The sequence below is a fragment of the Gordonia humi genome (assembly GCF_014197435.1).
GTDB classification, from domain to species: Bacteria; Actinomycetota; Actinomycetes; order Mycobacteriales; family Mycobacteriaceae; genus Gordonia; species Gordonia humi.
On sequence record NZ_JACIFP010000001.1, the window covers coordinates 1,434,458 to 1,452,116 of the forward strand.

A 17,659-nucleotide genomic window follows, 5' to 3' on the forward strand; every position below is an offset into this window, starting at 1 on the left:
ACCAACCCAACATCGAAAGAAGGAAATATCATGAAGCGCAACATCATTCGCACCACCATCGTTGGCTCGATCGCAGGGGCGGGCCTGCTCCTCGGAGCCGGCCTCGCCTCGGCCGATACCGCCGAGCCGACGCTGGCCGATGGGACCTACACGCTCGACATCGCGGCACCGGTCAGCTTGGGCCTGCCCTCGACTGTCGGCTCGGTCCCGGCCACGGTCGAGGACGGCAAGCTCCTCGTCAACGGTGTGGCTGTACCGGCGACGCTCGACGCCATCGACAAGGACGGCGACGGCGCGGCGGACGGCGCGATCGTCATCGTGAACGGCTCCACTTGGGGTCAGCTCCGGTAGGGCCGCACAGTAGAACAAGACCCCCAACACCGTGTGGTGTTGGGGGTCTTGTGCGTTGCTCTATTCGTCGCCAAGTTCGGTGGCGGAGATCCCGTCTTGTAGAGCCACGGCCAGACGAAACACTTCTTCGGCGACCGTGCGCGGAGGAGGGACATAGCATCGCTCGGTAATGGCCACGGCCAGGATCGGGCAGCCACGACCATCTCCCCGCTCAAGTCGGGGGACGAGCTTGCCGAAGTTCGATGTGGTCGACGTTCCGAGTGGGTCGTCCGCCAGCTTTCTCATGCGTTCGTGCCACACGGTGTACTCGGTCGGTACGTTGACGGCCTTGACTTCGGCAATCAGGTCACGGACGAAGTGTCGCAAGGTGTCGCCGCTGCGCGTGAGGATGACGCCCATGTCGATGACGCCGCCCTCGTGCAGTGAGACATAGTTCCCGAAGTCGCGGTCGAGATTGCCGTCCTTCGGGTTCCATTCAACGTCGAGAACAGCACGGTCGAGCACGTTGTCGATCTTGTGCCCGCCGTATTCATTGCGGGTCTGAACAACCCTCTGACTCTCGTGGCTGGGCGCGGAGGTCCATGGGAAGATCGTCAGCTTGGTGATGAGATCCTGGTCGAATCGTGCCTCGCGCCATCCGCGAACGCGGAAACTTTCGTCGAGTTCCCTGGCGACGACGGTTTTGCTGCCGCCCGGTGTGGTGAGCTTGTCCACGGTGAGGTGAAATCCGTCGAGCACCTCGATCATGTCCGCGAATGCCTGCGGAGTGGTGATTTGCATGACCGCACTGGCATTGCGCGTCTCGCGTACGTCGTATCGGTCGAGCACGTCAGAGGGGAACGTCGTTGCCCATGAGTCGGTGAGCTGCATGGGTCTATCCTGCCGCACCCGCGTGTACGGGTGCGGCAGGATAGGTCAATTACTGCGCTTGGTGGTCGCCTTGCGTGGTGCTGCCTTCTTGGCCGGTTGCTTCTTCACCGCGACCTTCTTCACGGGTGCTGACTCGGCGGTGGCCTTCTTGGGCCGTCCCCGTCCACGCAGTGTGACTCCGCCTGCTTCGAGGAGGCTGCGCACGCGCTGGATCGAGTAGCCGGATTCATTGGCGAGCTGGTCGATTGATGCTCCGGCCTCGTACTCCTCGACGAGGATCCGGGCGAGGCGGTCCGAGAGCCAGGGGCTGAGCCGTTCGTTGGGCTCCAGACTTGGGAAGGTCTCGATGGCACCGCCAGCGTAGCCGCGGTGCGAACGGCCCTTGGGCTCAACCTCGGCGTCGGACTCGTTGCCCCAGGCTGTCCAGCCGGGACGGGCGTAGCGGGCGAACATCTCCAGATACGGTCCGGGCGAGCAGCTCTCGATGAGGTCGTATTGCTCGTCGGGCTTGCGGGAGTGCTCGCGCTTGCGGGTCTCGATCATGTTGACCGTCGAGCGCGCCGGGGCCAGCGTGCGCATCGATCCCTTGACGCCGAACAGGATCGGCTCGGTGACGTTGCGGAAGTAGAAGCCCACGCCGCGGCCGTCGGGCCCGCCGTCCTTGCGGCGTTTGGCCCAGATCACGTTGGACACGTAGCGGAATCCCCACGCCTGCAAGACATCTATTCCCTCTAGAAGCAGTGCGTTGGGCACCCAGAGGTAGAGGTGGGCGTTCTTGGCAGTGACGTCCCCAACGGGCAGTGCCTTGATCTCCTCGAGGTCCATCGTGCCGTAGCGGTCCAGGCGCCGATGCTCGGGTGCGACCTTGCCAGTGCGGTTGGCGAAGCGCCAGGGTGGATCTGCAAGAACCGTCTGGAACCCGCCGTCAATGGTTGGTAGCGGCGCGATGTCGGCGGTCTGTGGCAGTGTGTCGATGGTCGGCGTCATGGAAAAGATCCTATCAGCAAAAGATCTATTACCGGTATTGGATCTTTGTTCGTGTCGCCGGGAATCAGGCCGAGATGGAGTTCTTCCTGCGTGTGGGTTTGACGCACCGGGACCTGGACTCAGTTCCGTCGCCTACGAGCTGCTTGGCAGCCTTGCGGCTGAACGTCGTCGGGACCGGATCGCCCTGCTGGGCGCGATACTGCCGGTAGGTCCCACACGCGGACGAAGGATGAACTCCCGGACGGTGGACGCGTCGTCCGCTGCCACCGCGATTGCTGCGAGGTGTAACGGAACCTTTGGATTCCATTACAGGGCGAAATCGGTGTCGTTTCCCCACGTCGACATGTAACGAAACCGTGTAATATTAAGGCATGTCCAAGAACGTCGGCTACGCCCGCGTGAGCACGAAGAAGCAGACGACCGAGCAGCAGATCGCCGCGTTGGAGAAGTCGGGGTGCGCGCCGATCTTCGCCGAGAAGATGAGCGGCAAGCGCAACGACCGTCCGGAGCTGACCAAGGCATTGGCCGAGCTGGAGGCAGGTGACGTGCTGACGGTGTGGAAGATCGACCGGCTGGGCCGCGACGCCCTGCAGATGCTCTCGACGATCAAGGAGCTGAAGGAGCGGGGCATCGTGGTGCGGTCGCTGACCGAAGGGCTGGACTCGGGCACTGACACCGGGCAGATGGTGATCGGCATCCTGTCGCTGGTGGCCGAGTACGAGGTGTCGCTCAAGGCCGAGCGCGCCGAGGCCAAGCGAGCGCTGATCCGTAAGCGGGGCGGGAATCTGGGCGGTGCGCCCAAGAAGTTCGACGCCGAGCAGACTGCGGCGATCCGCCGGGCGCACGCCAGCGGCGAGACGGTGGCGGGGTTGGCCAGAGTGCACGGGGTATCGCGACCGACGATCTACCGGATGCTGGAGGGGCAGAAATGACGGCACTGGCGGCGCCCATCCACTACTACGGGTCGAAGGCGCGGATCGCTGAGCAGATAGTTGCTGCGATGCCTGAGCATCGCCGGTACGTCGAGCCGTTCGCGGGCGGACTGTCGGTCCTGCTGGCTAAGCCACGGTCGCGGCACGAAGTCGTCAACGACCTCGACGGCAACTTAATGGTGTTCTGGCGGGTGCTGCGGGACCAGCCCGAGGAATTGGCACGGGCGTGCGCGCTGACGCCGCACAGTCGCGAGGAAAGGGCGCTGGCACTCGACTTCGATGGTGAACTGCCTGACCTCGAACGGGCCCGTCGCGTGTGGTCAGCGCTGGTGCAGGGCAGGCACGGCACGTTGAAAGGTACTGGTTGGCGTTGGGACAAGAAGTCGGATGCGCATCCGATGCCGCGCCGTATGTCCGCGATGGTCGACCGGATGGATGCGGTGGCCACGCGGCTGCGAGGTGTGAGCCTGGAGAATCGCGACGCGCTGGAGGTTATCGCCGATTATGGGAATGACCCGGCGACCCTGCTGTACGTCGATCCGCCGTACCTGGCTCGCACACGTGTGAGCAATTACAAGAACGAGATGGGTTCGGTGTCCGCGCATCGTGAGCTGGCCACCGCGCTGGTCGGGTGCAGATCGACCGTCGTCATGTCGGGCTACGCGGACGACCTTTACGACGAGGTCTTCAGCGGGTGGCATCGGCTCGAAGTCGACGCTGTGACGACGCAAGGCGTGGGCAACTCCGACCGAGTCGAGGTGCTGTGGAGCAACCGCGAATTTCGTAACATTGAAGGTGATCTGGACTACAGAAGTAACGAAATAGACCGTTGTGGTCGGTGCAATCGGGTCCTGCCGGCGGCCACCGGTCGGGGTCGCCGCGCAGTCTATTGCAGCGCAGCGTGCCGGGTTGCCGCGCATCGCCAGCGTGCGAAATCGAGGGTGGAAGCAGTCACGGTCATCTAGGTTTATTCGATGACTGGTGTTCGACACGACTGGATGCCTGATCGGCACCTGGGCGCTGCAGCTGCCCTCGCTCACGCCGACGAGATCATCGGACAGATCAGCGACGTACTCTTCGACTACCAGACGGTGCCCGACGGGCTCATCGGACTCAAGTCCGTGGTCGACGGCGACGTCGTGCGAGCGGTGGTCGAGAGCGTCAAGCCCATCCCACGGAAGCTCCCGCTGCTCGTTGCTGATGCGCTCGTCGTCTTGCGCAACGCCGTCGAGCACACGCTGTTCACCGAGGTCGAGTTCCGGGACGGGCGATTGAGTAACGCGCTGGCCAGACAGGTCGAGATGCCGGCAGCGAAGAGTCGTGAGGACTTCGACAACTGGGTGGCGGCAAAGGGCAGAAAGCGGCCTGATTCATTGCACGCGGGCAGCGACCTTGTTGACCGAATCGATCGATTGCAGCCGTTCCACATGGGCGAAGATCACCCGCTGCATCCTCTGGCAAGACTGGTGCTGCACACCAACCATGCCAAGCACCGGGAGCCCGCCGTCACGGCGGTCAGGATCGCTGCGTCGTACGCCGATGACAGCAGACCGCAGTCGATCGACGACGTGGAGAAGGGTCCAGAAGTACCGCTGCTCGTCGGCGACGTCATAGGAGACCCGACCCCGGTCGGGGAGCTGGCCCCTATCACGATGTTCCCGAACATCGGGATCAACCGGCCGCTGACCGACGACTGGCCAGAACTGCTAACAGAACTGAGGGAGATCTTCGACTGGGTTCGGTGCGAGGCGTTACCGGTCCTCATCACTGGCGGTGACGCCGCGGAGCCGGACTTGCCGTGCCGCTACGAGATCTCATTGGGACACACCGATGAGCGGGCCGCGATCATCGAGGGGTCGGACGTCTCCGCGGTGACTCGGCACTCACGACGGCTAGTCGCGGCAAACCTGAGAATCGATTTGGCCGAGCTGATCACTCAGATCGACAGGATCATCGGGCCTGAGCAGGTTACCAGGTGGTTCGATCACCTGTCAGATGATGCAGTGATCGAGTGGTCTGACCTGTTGGCGGCACGAGCCCACCTCGACCCAGCAACCAGAGAACGGTACATCCGGCGGACGCTGCTCAAGATGCGAGACGCGGCGCTCGAGTTCTAGGGGTACCTCGCCGACACAACTTGGCGTGCGGGGCATACGAACACCTATCGGTGCAGGCGACTGCGATGGTGGTCGGGCGTCCGGTCAACGACCGGCTTGCGGACAGGCAAAGAGAAGATCCCCGGCACCGTAGTGCCGGGGATCTTGTGGTGGGCGGGTCAGTGGCGCTTGCGCAGTTCGATTGTGCCTGTCTGGATGGGCCCGACCATGATCTTGCCGCTGTAGAGCCGACCGTTGCGCTTGGTGAAGGTATAGCGCGTGATGCCCTGGTCGGCGTAGGCGCCGCGGGGCGTCGGGTGCAGGCGCAGCCGCGTCGTTCCGGCCCCGCTGTAGGTCGTCAGGACGTTGCCGCGTACGACGGCCTTGCCAGGCAGTGACGTGATCCCGACGTTAGTCGAGCGGATCGTGTAGATGCCCGAGTCGATCTTCGCCTGGGCCGGTGCTGCGGTCAGGGCTCCGACGCCGACGGTGCCGGCGAGGCCTGCGGCGGCGATCGCTGCGGTGGACACGGTTCGCTTGAGTGCGGTCTTCATGGGTTTTCCTTTGTGGGTAGTTGGTGTTAGCGCGGGTGAGTTCAGTCGCGGAGGAGTTGCAGGCCTAGTGCTTCGATGACGGTGTCGATGGTCTTGCCGTTCGTGCTGGCTGCGTCTTCGCTGAACTCGACCCAGCTGACGATGCCTGAGGCCGCGATTTGTGTGGGGTCGTCGGCCTCGAACGACCAGATCACGCCGCCGCTGTCGCCGTGATCGGTGATGCCGTTGAAGACGAGGTTCGTCTCGGTTGTCATTTTCTGGAAAGGTCCGCAGCTCAGGCCGCTGCGGAAGCCGAGGTGGCAGGTGTAGGGCTTCCACTTTGCAAGGTCCGCGCCGGTGGCCACGCCGACAACTTGGAGCTTCTGTCCTGACAGCGTCGAGATGTCAGGGGTTGCACTGATGTACTCGTTGACGGCGGGGTCGAACGCGATCAGTGCGTAGTCGTTGCCAGTCTTGATCGTCTCCTCGCCGGCGTAGTCCTGGGCGATGAACGTGCCGATCTGGACGAATCCGCTCGGGTCCTCCTTGCCGCTGGGGTCGAGGTACACGACGTCCCCGGGCTTGCCGCAATGGCCTGCGGTGAGGTTGTAGATCTGATTCGGTTCGGTGGGTTCGCGCACCATCCAGCCGAAGGAGCAGAAGGACAGACTGTCGCCGCTGGACACGACGTATTTGGCGCCGGGCATGATGCGCTGGGGCGTGGAGAGGTGCTTGAAGTTGGTGGAGTCGCGCATGACTTCACCGCTGCCGACCTTGTCGGTGTCGATCTCGACCTGACTGGGTTCGGCGCCGAGACTCGGCGTCGCTCCTGTGCCTGTGTCTTCGGTCTCGTCGCTGTCGGCGCCGAGGATGAAGGCGGCGATGACCAGGACCAGCAGGAGCACGCCGACGATGGCGAGGGCGATCTTGAGCCACAGGTACTTCTTCTTCGGCGTCGGTGGCTGCATGTAGGAGTTCTGCGGCTGTCCGCCGTAGGGATTCTGCGGCTGATGAGGTGCCGGATAGTGCTGTTGCGGACGTGGTGGCTGCTGGTCGGGAGGCGGAAACTGCGGATAGTTGGTCATGGTGATGTCCTGTGTTCATGCCGCAAGAAGCGGCCGGTTGAGCGGGTGGAATGTGGAGTCAGGAACCGAACGCTCCGCCGATCAGTCCGCCGGTGAACCAGCCTTCGTTGCTGGACTCACCGGCCTTGTGGCGTTTGCGTGCTGAGCGGCCGTTGCCGTGAGCGGTGAGCATGAGCGTGGCTCCGTTGTCCTGGACTTCGACGGTCCACTGGTCGGCCCACATTTCTTGCTTCGGCATGATCCCGGCGGGAACAACGACGATCCTCGTCACGACGGGCTGCTGGGCCGGGTGTGGCTGCGAGACGGGCTGGGCCCGGGGCGTGGTCGGGTACTGCTGCGGAACAGGTGCCCAGTGCTGCTGCTGACTGACCGGGGGCAGTGTAGGCGCGCTTGAGGTACCGCTGGCGATCGAGGCGAGTACCTGCTCGTCGATGTGGGCTGCGGGGTCGGCGAGCAGGCTGTTGTACACCGCTCGACGCTGTTGGTCGCCGAGTATGCGTCGCGCCGTCTCCACGCGGCCGCGATTCACCGTGTCGTACTGATCGATGGCTTCGAGCTGGGCGGCGAGAAGTTGTGCGAGTTCATCGCAGCTCGCGGCGGCGTCGAGGCTGTGTGCTGCGTATAGGTCTATGTGTGGCATGGTGTCCCCTCTGTGGTGTGAGGAGACATGCAGGTAGGCGCTAGTCGAGCGTTTGAGCTGCGGCTTCGTCGGCCTCAGCTGCGGCGTAGATCTGACTTGGACGCATACCAAGCGCCTTTGCGAGATCCCATAAGCGGTCGCTACTGATGGATGCGTCGCCCCGTTCGAGCCTGACGATCGCCGACCTCGACAGGCCGCTGGCCGCAGCCAGTTGGCTTTGGTTCAGTCCGGCCTGCTGGCGTGCCTCGACGAGCGCCCGCGCCAGCGCGGTTCTACGCACGACGCGTTCCCGCAGTTGCCGCGGCGTGAAGCGCTGGTCGGGTGCTGGCACCCGACCATCGTCCCACGGACCGTGTCGTGCTTCCCTGCATGTCTTCCTCGGTGGTGGTGATAGTGACGTGGTGTGTCCCTAGAGACACAATCATGGATTATCCAGTACCGCACAAGTGGGTCGGCCAAATAGACGACATGGCGGCGGCGTGGATGAGAATCGGATACCTCCTGCGAAAGTCCGAGCGGCCCATGACGTGCACGAATGGGCCGAAACCTGTGGTGTCGGACTGTTTCTAACAGGGATATGCGACGGCGGAGAAGCGCTGCGAGAGAGGGGAATCGGCGGTGCTCGGCCGATGCGGCACCTCGTGCAGATATGATTCGCCGCATACCCTATCACACGATGGCAATATGTGTGATGCAATTCACTGGTGGGTCGGTTGACTGAATGAGGTGACCCCGCCAGCCATCGGCCGGCGGGGTCTTGGGGGTGCACTGGCCAGCGCACCGGTCAGGGGGTTCGGACGAGGTAGACCGGCGTGATTCCCAGCTCATCGAGCAGGTCTGGCCAGCCGACGCCGTTGTACTCGGGGAACACCTCATCGAGCTGCTGGCCCTGCGACAGCTCCTGCCAGTCCATGTCGTCCTCGCGGGCCGCGAAGTGCCGTCGGACTCGCTCGATGGTGACGGTTCGCAGGTCACTGCGTGCGATCGCGTAGGACACATCGCAGCCCTGACCGGCTGCGTCGTCGGCGATATCACCTGCCCATGCTTCGGGCAGTAGGTCGAGGGCGTCACTCAGGCTCGGGTGGGTCATCACAGGCTCCTGAACACGTAGACGCCGCCGGTCTCGCAGGTCTCGACGCTGTAGTCAAAGGCGAGGTCCCTCGCCCACGCGCCGCGCAGGTCGAAGTACCCGCGCAGTTCCTCCGGTACTGCCTCCAGCAGGCCGCAGCCCTCAGCCAGGTCTTCGGCGTAGTCGGCGAAGCTGTCCCAGGTGCCGCAGTACGCCTCCTCGAAGTCGGAGACGGACGGGTAGTCGGTGTCGCCCTCCGCGATGTACGAGCCGGAGCGCACCCAGGCGCACAGGGCCGGCCACTGCTCGTCGCCGACCTCTTCGTAGATCTCGCCCCAGCGGGCAGCTTCTTCCAGCGACGGCTCGCCGGTCGTGGGCAGGCCGTCAGTGTCCATGCAGACGAACTCCTCGCAGCCCTCGGCGGCGGGGTCCACACCGGAGCCGGCGTGGATCTGTTCGGCGGTGAGATCCGCGGCGTACACGGCGTCGACCCACACGCCGACGAGGCGGCCGTTCGAGTAGCAGCTTTCACATCCGGCCCAGATACGAGGGGTGTTGGTGGTGACGGTGGTGGTCATGGTCAGTCCTCTCAGTCCCACGGCAGGGCGTTCAGTAGGGCGTCGGCGCTGATGGCCTCGCCGGTGGCCAGTCGGTGCTCCTCGACCGCGGCCTCGATCTGGCCGAGGTTGGCCCGGTAGGCGTTGCCGCACTGGCCAGCCACGCGGTCGGTCAGGACGATGCGGGTGCCCGACGGCAGGTCGAAGCCGACCATCGACAGCGCTGCGAGCGCGGCTCGCTGGGCCTGGCCAGGGCTGTACAGGTAGTCGTGGTCGGTGGGGGTGAGCGCGTTGGCGGCGTTGTGCTGGTCAGCGGCCTCGGTGCGGCTCATGCCGCGGGCGCCGGGAGCCAGTCGACCGGCGGTGATCTGGCGCTCGATCCAGGGGTCGGTGAGCGTAGCGGTCATGAGCGGTCCCTCCCTTGAAAGCTGATGTTCAAGGGTTGATTCGTGGGCGGCTCTGCCGCCTGGTTGGCTATCCCATCGCGGAGACGGCCAGACCTAGGATGTGGTCGAATTCGACTGGGGCGTCGATGATCTGGACCGAATAGATGGCGTCCATGTCGGCATAGTCAGACCCCTCGCCCGTGTAGGGGAAGAGGACGGACATCATCCAACCGGTGATGTCCTCGCCGACGGCGGGGACGGGCACGTCGACGTGGAGCAGGTGGCAGAAACTCGGGCCGTGGGCGTAGTCGTTGTCGACGCGGATGGTCAGCGGGACGGTGGTGGTAGGCATGGGTCCTCCTCGGTGATGGGTGTTCACGAGGGGTAGACCTGTCGGCGGCTGCGCCGACCGTGCCCTCATATATAAGAACGCCAAAAGGTTGCGTATGCGCAACTATTTACCCGTCGAGGACGTCGCGCAGGATCTGATCCAATCTCGCTTTGACGTTGGGCGGCAGCTCGTCCACCGCGGCCACCGCGTCCTCGGCCTGGGCGAGGACATTGATCGCATGCCCGATGTGCGAGGTGCGCTCGAACTCGGCGTCAACCTCGGAGTCGGTGAGGTCGTTGTCATCGTCCATAGGGTCAGTAGACATCGGCTTTCCATTACTCGCAGGGAAAGTGAAGATCCGGCCGAGTAGAACGAACGTGCTGGTCAGCAAGCTGTGGGAGCGGTATTAATTATAGTTAGTGGAGTACGCACGGCTGCTACTGCCTGGCCTCGAAGGCCGTCTGATTAACGGTGGATAATCCTCCCCCCTTTGGGGCTACCAGTCATGTTCCTTCATATCGCTTGCCATTTTGAGGCTTGCTCTAGAACGCTGGCCGCGACTGTATTCCGAGTCGTTTGAAGAGCTCGGCTGCGGGACGGAATCCTGTGATGCTTGATTGGATCAGATTCACGGAGACAAAAGCCGATAGTAAGGCCCACCACCCAGAGACGGTAACGCTGAGGGTGACTCCGACGAGGTTCATTGCTCCGGCGAGGAGTAGGACGGCTTTGCCGGATGGTGAGCGCTTTCATGTGAGCGTTATCTCGTGTGTTGTCTGTGAAGGTTTCTTGAGAGTCAGAACCAGCGCCGTTTGTGGCGAACACCAGCGTCGTCGGGGTGTCCTGGGCACCAGTTTTCGGGTGCGACGGTACGTTGGACTGCTTCTACGTGGCGGCCGCATCCTGACCAGGTGGTTTTTCCGCAGGTGAGGCATCGGGTGGCGTGACACATTGCTTGACGCGCTCCTTGGCTGTTATTGATCGGTGTTGGTGAATCCGCGGAAGACTTCGTAGGCGCGGGCGCCGTGGATAGTTGCGGGCCCGCCATGCATGAGGAATGTCACGCCGATTGCTTCGGCTGCTTCCTGGTTCGTTGCGCCAGCGTGTGCTGCGGCTTGGCCGTGGGAGGCGATGCAGCCGTCGCATCCTTCGACGACTCCAATAGCGAAGGCGATGAGTTCTTTTGTTTTGCGGTCTAGCGCACCGTCAGTAAAGGCTGCTGTACCTAGTGCTCCGAAGCCTGCGTAGACCTCCGGGATCGCTTTGCGGAGGTCACGGTGTTGTGGCTGCAACTGTCGAAGGGTTGCGGCTCCAGATTCTGTGGGGCGGTTGCGCAGCGTGGTCTCGGGCTTATCGGTCATCTTGATGCTCCTTCGTGTGGGTTGTTGTCTAGTCGTGGGCGAAGCTAATGTTCGGCAGTATCTTGCTGAGCCACGCAGGACAGGCCCAGGCAGCGCGTCCTGCAAGGCGTAGTGCGACGGGGAGCAGGACTAGTCGGACGAGGAAGGTGTCGAGGAGGACCGCGACACCGAGGATGACGCCCATCTCTTTCGGAGGAAGCGGTCCGGACAAGGCGAAGGTAAAGAACACTGCGACCATCACACCCCCGGCGGCGAAGATGACGCGGCCCGAATGCGCGACAGCTCCGATCATCGCTTCTTTCGGATCCCCAGAACGTTCCCAGTGTTCCTTGGCTGATGAGAGTAGGAAAACGGTGTAATCCATGGCGATGGCAAAGATCATGGCGAAGAAGAAGACTGGCGCCCACGCGTCGAGGAATCCCTGCGACTCGAACCCGAATAGGTTTGCGCCGATACCGTCCTGGAAAACCAGGCGGGCGACGCCGAACGCAGCCGCAGTGGACAGCAGGCTCACCACTGTGCCGATCAGAGCGATTAGGGGTGCGCGAAGAGCGACCAGTAATAGCGCGAATCCTAGGAGTAGCACGACCGTGATCACGATCGGTGTGGATGTGTCCAACTGCGTCTTAAGGTCAAGGTTCTCCACTGCTGCGCCGCCGACCAACGTGCCGTCGGGCAACTGGGTGCGGAGCCGGTCGATGGTGCTCGCCAGGCTCGGATCGGAGGGATCAACTGTCGGTACCGACGAGATGAGTGACAGCCCGCTCTCGTCGGTTGCTGCGATGGGCGGCATCGCCCCGGCAATCCCGGGATCCGCGTCAAGTACCTGGTGTGTCTGTGCTGCGGACGAGGAAGGGGTGATGACTTGTAGCGTTCCGGGTGCGCCGGGACCGAAGGCATCCTTGACCTGGTCGTAGCCGACCCGAGCGTGAGCGTCGGAGGGCAGCACAGTGATTGACGGCATCGCCGTCTTCAGTCCCGCCAGCGGGACTGACAGTGCAATCAGGATCGCCAGCGCGACAGCGCCCCACGCATACGGACGCTTCCACAGTCGCTGGCCCCAACGTTCGAAGGCCGGCGAGTGGTGTTGTCCGGTCCGGGCCCACGGTAACGCGATCGCATTGATCCGCTTGTCAAGCTTGACCAACACTAGCGGCAGCAAAGTTAGCGTTGCCGCGAGGACGAATACCACCGACAGCATGATTCCGCCGGCCATCGAACGAAACGACGGCGAGGGAACCAACATTACTGCAGATAACGAGATCAATACGGTCGCTGCAGATAGCAACACCGCTTTACCGGCAGTGTTCATAGTCTGCGTGATCGCTTCTTTTGGCGATGCCCCTTGTCCGAACCGTGCGGCTCGATACCGGACCACCAGGAACAGCGCGTAGTCGATGCCCAAGGCCAGCGAGAACATCATCGCGAAATTCATTGCCCATATCGAGACCGGCACGACCTCATTGATGAGCACGAGCGCTCCGGCTGAGGCTATTAGCCCCGCTAGCGTCAGCAGCAAGGGTAGGCCGGCGGCGACCAGGGTTCCGAATGCGATCACCAGGATCGCCAGCGTGATAGGCCACGACAGCATCTCCGAGGTGAGCATTGCCTTGAGGTTGGCCGCGTTGAAGTCCGACCACAGAACCGAAGAGCCGGTCGGGTTCACCGACACGCTGTCGGTGGACAACGCGCTCAATGGGCCCTTGAGGTCGTTTGCGGCACGGACCATCTCATTAGTGTCTGCGCCTGCGCCAGCAAGGATGATCGCGGTCTTGCCGTCTGAGCTCAGTGTCGCCCCCGGCTGCGCAGCGATGACCTCAGCGATCCTCGGGTCATCCTCCAGGGTGGAAGTCACCCGGGCAAGGACCTGCGGACCCTGGCCTTCGGTCAATGGCCCCGTATCGTCGTGTACGACCACCTGAATCGCATGACTAGCGTTGCCGCCAAAGTGCTTCTGCGCCAACTCCCGCACCTGTACCGATTGCGAACCGTCGGCCTGCCACCCCGCACCGGAGAGATTCTTCTCTACGAACGGCGCGAAAGAACCGAGGCCGATAACCAACAGCACCCACACAGCGATGACGACCCGGCCATGTCCACTGACCCAGACGCCCAGGCGCCCCAGCAGGCCCGTCAGCGGCGCCCGTGTCCTCCCGTCCCTCAGTTCCGATGTACCCCTTGCCGTCTCTGGCATGTCGTCACTCGCTCCTTGAACTAACCCTCAAACGAACCCCCCATGGGGATGCTTCCGCCCTGAAGCTAACATCCCCCTATGGGGTTATGCAATACTGGTTCCATCGAGTTCCGACAATGTGAGGAAGTAGGCTATGAACGATTTCACGATGGTTCGCACGCTGCGGACGCCCTATGCGCAAGCTGTGGCCGATGTGCGGGCAGGATTGACACGAGCAGGTTTTGGGGTCCTGACCGAGATCGATATCGCGGCAACGCTCAAATCGAAACTCGGTGTAGACACCGAGCCGAAATTGATCCTCGGAGCGTGCCGACCACAACTGGCGTATCAAGCACTGCAGGCAGATCCGCGAGTGGCCGCGCTGCTGCCGTGCAATGTCGTCATTACCGCCCACGACGCTGGTTCGCTTGTCGAGATCATGAACCCCGACGTGATGCCCGAATTCACCGGCACCGCGGCACTAGCAGCCACCGCTACCGAGGCTCGGCAACTGCTCACAGCGATGCTTGACGAACTCCCCGACGGCGGTGCCCTGTGAAGATTCCAGAGCAGGCCGCCAAACCGATCGTCACCAGGCTCAAACGTGCACACGGGCACCTAGCCACCGTCATCAAGATGCTCGAAGACGGTCAAGAATGTGAAGACGTCCTTACCCAGCTTGCTGCCGTCAACAAAGCTCTCGCACGCAGCGGCTACGCCCTCGTCGCCACCGGACTGCAATACTGCATCGCCACAGAAGGCCCCGAAAACGTCGACCAACAGAAGCTAGAGAAGCTCTTCCTGGCTCTCGCGTAACCACACGGGACTGTCTGAACAACAGCTGTTTGGGCCTGCCAGGTTGGCAGTGGACCCTGTCCGCCGAGACCTGCGAATGCCGGGCGCACTCTCCGTAGGCCAAGATCGACGGCAGTGTCGCGAGGGCATGCAGGCCGCGAACGCACTTGATGTGCGGTCAATGGCGGACCAGAGGTCCGTAATCACCAGCTTGATCATGTGTTGGGGGCGCAGTGAGCATGGTATGAATACGAATTCGTCGAGTACGCGGTGGGGACGGTCGCCGCCGCGGCGTTCGGCGCGCTGCTCTACACGATCATCAGCGGAGACAACATCCTGTCGGCGCTGACCGGGATCATCACCCGGGCGCTCAACACCGTCACCCGGTGACGTGATGAGCCGGCTGCTGCGGGACGAGCGGGGAATGGTGACCGTCGAGGCGGCGTTCGCGCTCGCCGCGATCACTATGTTCCTCGTCGTCGGCATCGGTGCGGTGACGGGGGTGATCACTCAGATCCGGTGCACGGACGCGGCACGCGAGGTGGCCCGTCTCGCAGCGGCGGGCGACTCGTCGGCCTCGGAGATCGGCCGGTCGGTGGCGCCGGGTGGAGCGCGGATCACGGTGACGACAGGAGGGGAGTCGATCACCGTGACCGTGTCCGCGGAGGTACCCATGGTGCCGATGCTGACCGTGTCGGCGAGGGCCGTCGCCGCTGCCGAACCGAATGGTGTGTCCGGTGAGACTCCGTGATGATCGCGGTTTCGCGACGGTCGCCGGTGCGGCTGTCATCGCGGCGCTGGCGACCGTCCTCGTCGCCGTTCTGTATGTCGGGGCGGCCGTCGTCGCCCGCCATCGAGCGCAGAGCGCGGCCGATCTCGCGGCCCTGGCCGCCGCCTCCGTGCACGTGTCGGTGGCCGGAGACGCGTGCGCCGCGGCACGCGAGCGCGTCGCCTCGCAGGACGGAGCACCGTCGATCGTCGACTGCCGGATCGACGGGCAGGACGTCGTCGTGCAGGTGGCGGTGCGTGTTCGGTTGGGCGGGCTCGGTGTCCGTGATGCGACGGGTGTTGCGCGGGCCGGGCCGATCGGACCGTGAACACCGGGACGTGCCCCGTCATGCGTCGTAGTGTCGCCCGATCAGCCGGAGCAGGGTGATCGCGTGCTCCTTGTCGAGCGGCTCGTTGCCGTTGCCGCACTTGGGCGACTGCACGCACGACGGGCAGCCGCTGCTGCAGGCGCACGACGAGACGGCCTCGTCGGTGGCGGCGATCCAGTCGGCGAACGCCTCGTGGCCGCGTTCGGCGAAGCCCGCACCGCCGGGGAATCCGTCGTAGACGAACACGGTCGGCAGCGACGTCTGCGGATGCATGTCGGTGGACAGCCCGCCGATGTCCCACCGATCGCAGGTGGCGACCAACCCGAGCATGCCGATCGCGGCGTGTTCCGCGGCGTGCAGGGCGCCCGGGAACTTGTCGGGGGCGATCCCGGCGTCCACCATCGCGTCGGGGTCCACCGTGTACATCACAGCGCGCGTGGACAACTGCTCTTCGGGGAGGTCGAGGGGGACCTGGTCGAGGATCTCGCCGGAGAGGGCCTTGCGGAGGAATCCGACCACCTGACTGGTGACGGTCACCTCGGCGAACCCGACGGTCAGCGGGCCGAACGTGCGCTGGGCGACGACCCGGTCGATGACCACTTCGCTGACCTCGCGCGGTGACGTGGTCCAGTCCGGCTCCTCCGGGTGCGCGAGGGCCAGTCCCTGGTCCAGGTCGAGTTCGTCGACCACGTAGCTCACACCCTGGTGCAGATGGACGGCGCCCGGGAACACCGACGTCATCGCGCGAGAGGTGTCCACGGTGCCCAACAACTGCGACGTCGTGGTGTCCACGATCAGGACCTGTCCGCCGATGCCGCCGCGGATGTCGATGTCGCCGTGGGGGTCCAGGCCCGGCGCCGGGTACCAGCCGGCCCGGCGTCGTTTGAGATGCCCGTCGGCCACCAGCTCGCCGATCACGTCGACGGCCCGCCAGGCGTGTGCCTCGTCGTCGGAGATCGGGAACTCGGTGGCCGCGCACAGCAGATGCGGTCCGAGGACGTACGGGTTCGCCGGATCGGTGACGGTCGCCTCGACGGGGCGTTCCAGCAGCGACGCGGGATGATGCACCAGATAGGTGTCGAGCGGATCGTCGCGGGCCACCATCACCACCAGCGAGCCCTCGCCGCGTCGGCCGGCCCGGCCCGCCTGCTGCCAGAACGAGGCGACGGTCCCCGGATATCCGGCCACGACGACGGCGTCCAGGCCGCTGATGTCGACGCCGAGTTCGAGGGCGTTGGTGGTCGCGACACCGAGCAGTTCGCCGTCGGAGAGGGCGCGTTCGAGCTTGCGACGATCGTCGGCCAGATAACCGGCGCGGTAGGCGGCGACGCGGTCGACCAGTTCGGGCGCCGACTCGGCCAGCAGTTGCTTTGCCTTGACCGCGGTCACTTCGACGCCGCGCCGCGACCGCACGAAGCACAGGGTGCGGGCGCCCTCGATCACGAAGTCGGCGAGCAGTCGTGCGGCCTCGGCTCCCGCGGCGCGTCGGACGGGTGCGCCGTTCTCACCGTGTTCGCCCTCGTCGGCGCCGCCGTCGACGAAGCCGGGCTCCCACATGGCGACGGTGCGCTCGCCGTGCGGCGACGTGTCGTCGGTGACGGCGACGACGTCGTCGCCGATCAATCGTGACAGCGCCTGCGCGGGATTGGACACGGTCGCGCTCGCGCCGATGACGACCGGGTCGGCGCCGTAGCGTCGTGCGATCCGCAGCGTCCGTTGCAGGACGAGCGCGGTGTGCGAGCCGAACACGCCGCGATAGTGGTGGCACTCGTCGACGACGATGTACTTCAGCCTGGCGAAGAACTGGCGCCATTTGGCGTGCGACGAGCAGATCCCGACGTGCAGCATGTCCGGGTTGGTGAAGATCCATCGCGAATGCATCCGGGCCCACCGACGGAGCTCGGTGTCGGTGTCGCCGTCGTACGCGCTCGGCTGCAGATGTCGCAGTGACGGGATGTCGGCGACGATCTGCGCGGCGGCGCGGAGCTGATCGGCGCCGAGCGCCTTGGTGGGGGACAGGTACAGGGCGGTCGCATTCGGATCCTGGGCGAACGTGGTGAGGATCGGGAGTTGGTACGCGAGTGACTTTCCCGACGCGGTGCCCGTGCATACGCACACGTGGCGTCCGGCGTACGCGTGATCGGCTGCCTCCACCTGGTGCCGCCACGGCGCGGCGAGCCCGCGCTCCCGAAAGGCGTCGCGCACCCGCGGATCGACCCACGCCGGCCAATCGGCGAACTCGGCTGTGCGCGTGGGGATCACAGCCATATGGGTGAGTGGGGAAGTCTCGTCGGCGTCGGTTCCGGCGAGGGTTCTGCCGAGCAGTTCGCTGCCGTAGGTGGCATGCTGCATCGGCGTCGCTCCAGGGTGTTCGGGATGAGTAAGTCAGCTTACCC

Annotated in this window: 23 protein-coding genes and 1 pseudogene; 9 read left to right on the forward strand and 15 right to left on the reverse strand. The window is 64.3% G+C overall.

What is annotated here, in order from left to right; genetic code table 11:
- Positions 1-30 precede the first annotated feature (30 nt).
- A complete protein-coding gene (locus BKA16_RS06620; RefSeq protein ID WP_183369911.1) occupies positions 31-351 on the forward strand; it encodes a hypothetical protein in 321 nt (106 codons plus the stop codon).
- Positions 352-411: 60 nt separating this feature from the next.
- Here BKA16_RS06620 and BKA16_RS06625 read toward each other — a convergent pair whose 3' ends face one another.
- Together BKA16_RS06625 and BKA16_RS06630 are read right to left on the reverse strand one after the other, a co-directional pair.
- The gene (locus tag BKA16_RS06625; RefSeq protein WP_183369912.1) at positions 412-1,221 is read right to left on the reverse strand and encodes a BglII/BstYI family type II restriction endonuclease; all 810 of its coding nucleotides are present in this window, start codon (positions 1,219-1,221) and stop codon (positions 412-414) included.
- Positions 1,222-1,266: 45 nt separating this feature from the next.
- The gene (locus BKA16_RS06630) at positions 1,267-2,208 is read right to left on the reverse strand and encodes an MT-A70 family methyltransferase (protein ID WP_183369913.1); all 942 of its coding nucleotides are present in this window, start codon (positions 2,206-2,208) and stop codon (positions 1,267-1,269) included.
- A gap of 371 nt (positions 2,209-2,579) precedes the next feature.
- On the opposite strand from BKA16_RS06630, the gene BKA16_RS06635 reads away from it, so the two are divergent.
- Genes BKA16_RS06635 through BKA16_RS06645 form a run of 3 tightly spaced genes read left to right on the forward strand, consistent with a single transcriptional unit; the run spans position 2,580 to position 5,257 of the window.
- Positions 2,580-3,140: a recombinase family protein gene (locus BKA16_RS06635; RefSeq protein WP_183369914.1), complete on the forward strand. Its 561-nt coding sequence runs from the start codon at positions 2,580-2,582 to the stop codon at positions 3,138-3,140.
- Complete coding sequence (locus tag BKA16_RS06640) at positions 3,137-4,105, forward strand: DNA adenine methylase (protein WP_183369915.1); 969 nt, start codon at positions 3,137-3,139, stop codon at positions 4,103-4,105. The genes BKA16_RS06635 and BKA16_RS06640 overlap by 4 nt, the downstream gene beginning before the upstream one ends.
- A gap of 9 nt (positions 4,106-4,114) precedes the next feature.
- Positions 4,115-5,257, forward strand: coding sequence for a hypothetical protein (locus BKA16_RS06645; protein WP_183369916.1), 1,143 nt, complete (start codon positions 4,115-4,117; stop codon positions 5,255-5,257).
- A gap of 158 nt (positions 5,258-5,415) precedes the next feature.
- On the opposite strand, the gene BKA16_RS06650 is transcribed toward BKA16_RS06645, so the two are convergent.
- The 12 genes and pseudogenes from BKA16_RS06650 to BKA16_RS06705 form a co-directional block, all read right to left on the reverse strand.
- Complete coding sequence (locus BKA16_RS06650) at positions 5,416-5,790, reverse strand: hypothetical protein (RefSeq protein ID WP_183369917.1); 375 nt, start codon at positions 5,788-5,790, stop codon at positions 5,416-5,418.
- Positions 5,791-5,831: 41 nt separating this feature from the next.
- Complete coding sequence (locus BKA16_RS06655) at positions 5,832-6,854, reverse strand: chymotrypsin family serine protease (protein WP_183369918.1); 1,023 nt, start codon at positions 6,852-6,854, stop codon at positions 5,832-5,834.
- A 58-nt stretch (positions 6,855-6,912) separates the two neighbouring features.
- Positions 6,913-7,494 (reverse strand): hypothetical protein, encoded by a 582-nt coding sequence (locus BKA16_RS06660; RefSeq protein ID WP_183369919.1) that lies wholly within the window; start codon positions 7,492-7,494, stop codon positions 6,913-6,915.
- A 40-nt stretch (positions 7,495-7,534) separates the two neighbouring features.
- On the reverse strand, positions 7,535-7,825 hold the full coding sequence (locus BKA16_RS06665; protein WP_183369920.1) for a helix-turn-helix domain-containing protein: 291 nt from the start codon (positions 7,823-7,825) through the stop codon (positions 7,535-7,537).
- A 453-nt stretch (positions 7,826-8,278) separates the two neighbouring features.
- Positions 8,279-8,584 carry a hypothetical protein gene (locus BKA16_RS06670; RefSeq protein WP_183369921.1) on the reverse strand — a complete coding sequence of 102 codons (306 nt, stop codon included), beginning with the start codon at positions 8,582-8,584 and terminating at the stop codon, positions 8,279-8,281.
- Complete coding sequence (locus tag BKA16_RS06675; protein ID WP_183369922.1) at positions 8,584-9,141, reverse strand: antirestriction protein ArdA; 558 nt, start codon at positions 9,139-9,141, stop codon at positions 8,584-8,586. Before BKA16_RS06675 ends, BKA16_RS06670 begins: the two co-directional genes overlap by 1 nt.
- 11 nt (positions 9,142-9,152) lie before the next feature.
- Positions 9,153-9,527: a hypothetical protein gene (locus tag BKA16_RS06680; RefSeq protein WP_183369923.1), complete on the reverse strand. Its 375-nt coding sequence runs from the start codon at positions 9,525-9,527 to the stop codon at positions 9,153-9,155.
- A 67-nt stretch (positions 9,528-9,594) separates the two neighbouring features.
- The gene (locus tag BKA16_RS06685) at positions 9,595-9,858 is read right to left on the reverse strand and encodes a hypothetical protein (protein ID WP_183369924.1); all 264 of its coding nucleotides are present in this window, start codon (positions 9,856-9,858) and stop codon (positions 9,595-9,597) included.
- A 106-nt stretch (positions 9,859-9,964) separates the two neighbouring features.
- On the reverse strand, positions 9,965-10,162 hold the full coding sequence (locus BKA16_RS06690) for a hypothetical protein (RefSeq protein ID WP_183369925.1): 198 nt from the start codon (positions 10,160-10,162) through the stop codon (positions 9,965-9,967).
- Between the two features lie 217 nt (positions 10,163-10,379).
- Positions 10,380-10,544 (reverse strand): annotated as a pseudogene (locus tag BKA16_RS06695) (YgaP-like transmembrane domain); the annotation flags it as partial.
- A gap of 267 nt (positions 10,545-10,811) precedes the next feature.
- Positions 10,812-11,198, reverse strand: a complete 387-nt coding sequence (locus BKA16_RS06700) for a carboxymuconolactone decarboxylase family protein (RefSeq protein WP_246371672.1) — start codon at positions 11,196-11,198, stop codon at positions 10,812-10,814.
- Positions 11,199-11,226: 28 nt separating this feature from the next.
- Complete coding sequence (locus tag BKA16_RS06705; protein WP_183369927.1) at positions 11,227-13,392, reverse strand: MMPL family transporter; 2,166 nt, start codon at positions 13,390-13,392, stop codon at positions 11,227-11,229.
- A 133-nt stretch (positions 13,393-13,525) separates the two neighbouring features.
- Between BKA16_RS06705 and BKA16_RS06710 the strand changes: the two genes are divergently transcribed.
- The 5 genes from BKA16_RS06710 to BKA16_RS06730 all read left to right on the forward strand — a co-directional run bounded on the left by BKA16_RS06710 (position 13,526) and on the right by BKA16_RS06730 (position 15,263).
- Positions 13,526-13,930, forward strand: a complete 405-nt coding sequence (locus BKA16_RS06710; RefSeq protein ID WP_183369928.1) for a DUF302 domain-containing protein — start codon at positions 13,526-13,528, stop codon at positions 13,928-13,930.
- Positions 13,927-14,187, forward strand: coding sequence for a metal-sensing transcriptional repressor (locus tag BKA16_RS06715; RefSeq protein WP_183369929.1), 261 nt, complete (start codon positions 13,927-13,929; stop codon positions 14,185-14,187). Before BKA16_RS06710 ends, BKA16_RS06715 begins: the two co-directional genes overlap by 4 nt.
- 249 nt (positions 14,188-14,436) lie before the next feature.
- Positions 14,437-14,556: a DUF4244 domain-containing protein gene (locus BKA16_RS23635; RefSeq protein ID WP_183369930.1), complete on the forward strand. Its 120-nt coding sequence runs from the start codon at positions 14,437-14,439 to the stop codon at positions 14,554-14,556.
- A 4-nt stretch (positions 14,557-14,560) separates the two neighbouring features.
- Positions 14,561-14,917: a TadE family type IV pilus minor pilin gene (locus tag BKA16_RS06725; protein WP_246371675.1), complete on the forward strand. Its 357-nt coding sequence runs from the start codon at positions 14,561-14,563 to the stop codon at positions 14,915-14,917.
- Positions 14,892-15,263 carry an Rv3654c family TadE-like protein gene (locus BKA16_RS06730; protein ID WP_183369931.1) on the forward strand — a complete coding sequence of 124 codons (372 nt, stop codon included), beginning with the start codon at positions 14,892-14,894 and terminating at the stop codon, positions 15,261-15,263. The genes BKA16_RS06725 and BKA16_RS06730 overlap by 26 nt, the downstream gene beginning before the upstream one ends.
- 18 nt (positions 15,264-15,281) lie before the next feature.
- Here the strand turns inward: BKA16_RS06730 and BKA16_RS06735 are convergent, their stop codons facing one another.
- Positions 15,282-17,615: a DEAD/DEAH box helicase gene (locus BKA16_RS06735; protein WP_183369932.1), complete on the reverse strand. Its 2,334-nt coding sequence runs from the start codon at positions 17,613-17,615 to the stop codon at positions 15,282-15,284.
- Positions 17,616-17,659: the final 44 nt, after the last annotated feature.

Coding starts and splice junctions, on each gene's coding strand:
- BKA16_RS06655 (WP_183369918.1), bottom strand. CDS start 6,854: ATGACCAACTATCCGCAGTTTCCGCCTCCCGACCAGCAGCCACCACGT.
- BKA16_RS06650 (WP_183369917.1), bottom strand. CDS start 5,790: ATGAAGACCGCACTCAAGCGAACCGTGTCCACCGCAGCGATCGCCGCC.
- BKA16_RS06700 (WP_246371672.1), bottom strand. CDS start 11,198: ATGACCGATAAGCCCGAGACCACGCTGCGCAACCGCCCCACAGAATCT.
- BKA16_RS06660 (WP_183369919.1), bottom strand. CDS start 7,494: ATGCCACACATAGACCTATACGCAGCACACAGCCTCGACGCCGCCGCG.
- BKA16_RS06685 (WP_183369924.1), bottom strand. CDS start 9,858: ATGCCTACCACCACCGTCCCGCTGACCATCCGCGTCGACAACGACTAC.
- BKA16_RS06630 (WP_183369913.1), bottom strand. CDS start 2,208: ATGACGCCGACCATCGACACACTGCCACAGACCGCCGACATCGCGCCG.
- BKA16_RS06635 (WP_183369914.1), top strand. CDS start 2,580: ATGTCCAAGAACGTCGGCTACGCCCGCGTGAGCACGAAGAAGCAGACG.
- BKA16_RS06675 (WP_183369922.1), bottom strand. CDS start 9,141: ATGACCACCACCGTCACCACCAACACCCCTCGTATCTGGGCCGGATGT.
- BKA16_RS06680 (WP_183369923.1), bottom strand. CDS start 9,527: ATGACCGCTACGCTCACCGACCCCTGGATCGAGCGCCAGATCACCGCC.
- BKA16_RS06735 (WP_183369932.1), bottom strand. CDS start 17,615: ATGCAGCATGCCACCTACGGCAGCGAACTGCTCGGCAGAACCCTCGCC.
- BKA16_RS06705 (WP_183369927.1), bottom strand. CDS start 13,392: ATGCCAGAGACGGCAAGGGGTACATCGGAACTGAGGGACGGGAGGACA.
- BKA16_RS06690 (WP_183369925.1), bottom strand. CDS start 10,162: ATGTCTACTGACCCTATGGACGATGACAACGACCTCACCGACTCCGAG.
- BKA16_RS06645 (WP_183369916.1), top strand. CDS start 4,115: ATGACTGGTGTTCGACACGACTGGATGCCTGATCGGCACCTGGGCGCT.
- BKA16_RS06730 (WP_183369931.1), top strand. CDS start 14,892: ATGGTGTGTCCGGTGAGACTCCGTGATGATCGCGGTTTCGCGACGGTC.
- BKA16_RS06670 (WP_183369921.1), bottom strand. CDS start 8,584: ATGACCCACCCGAGCCTGAGTGACGCCCTCGACCTACTGCCCGAAGCA.
- BKA16_RS06620 (WP_183369911.1), top strand. CDS start 31: ATGAAGCGCAACATCATTCGCACCACCATCGTTGGCTCGATCGCAGGG.
- BKA16_RS06725 (WP_246371675.1), top strand. CDS start 14,561: ATGAGCCGGCTGCTGCGGGACGAGCGGGGAATGGTGACCGTCGAGGCG.
- BKA16_RS06640 (WP_183369915.1), top strand. CDS start 3,137: ATGACGGCACTGGCGGCGCCCATCCACTACTACGGGTCGAAGGCGCGG.
- BKA16_RS06710 (WP_183369928.1), top strand. CDS start 13,526: ATGAACGATTTCACGATGGTTCGCACGCTGCGGACGCCCTATGCGCAA.
- BKA16_RS06625 (WP_183369912.1), bottom strand. CDS start 1,221: ATGCAGCTCACCGACTCATGGGCAACGACGTTCCCCTCTGACGTGCTC.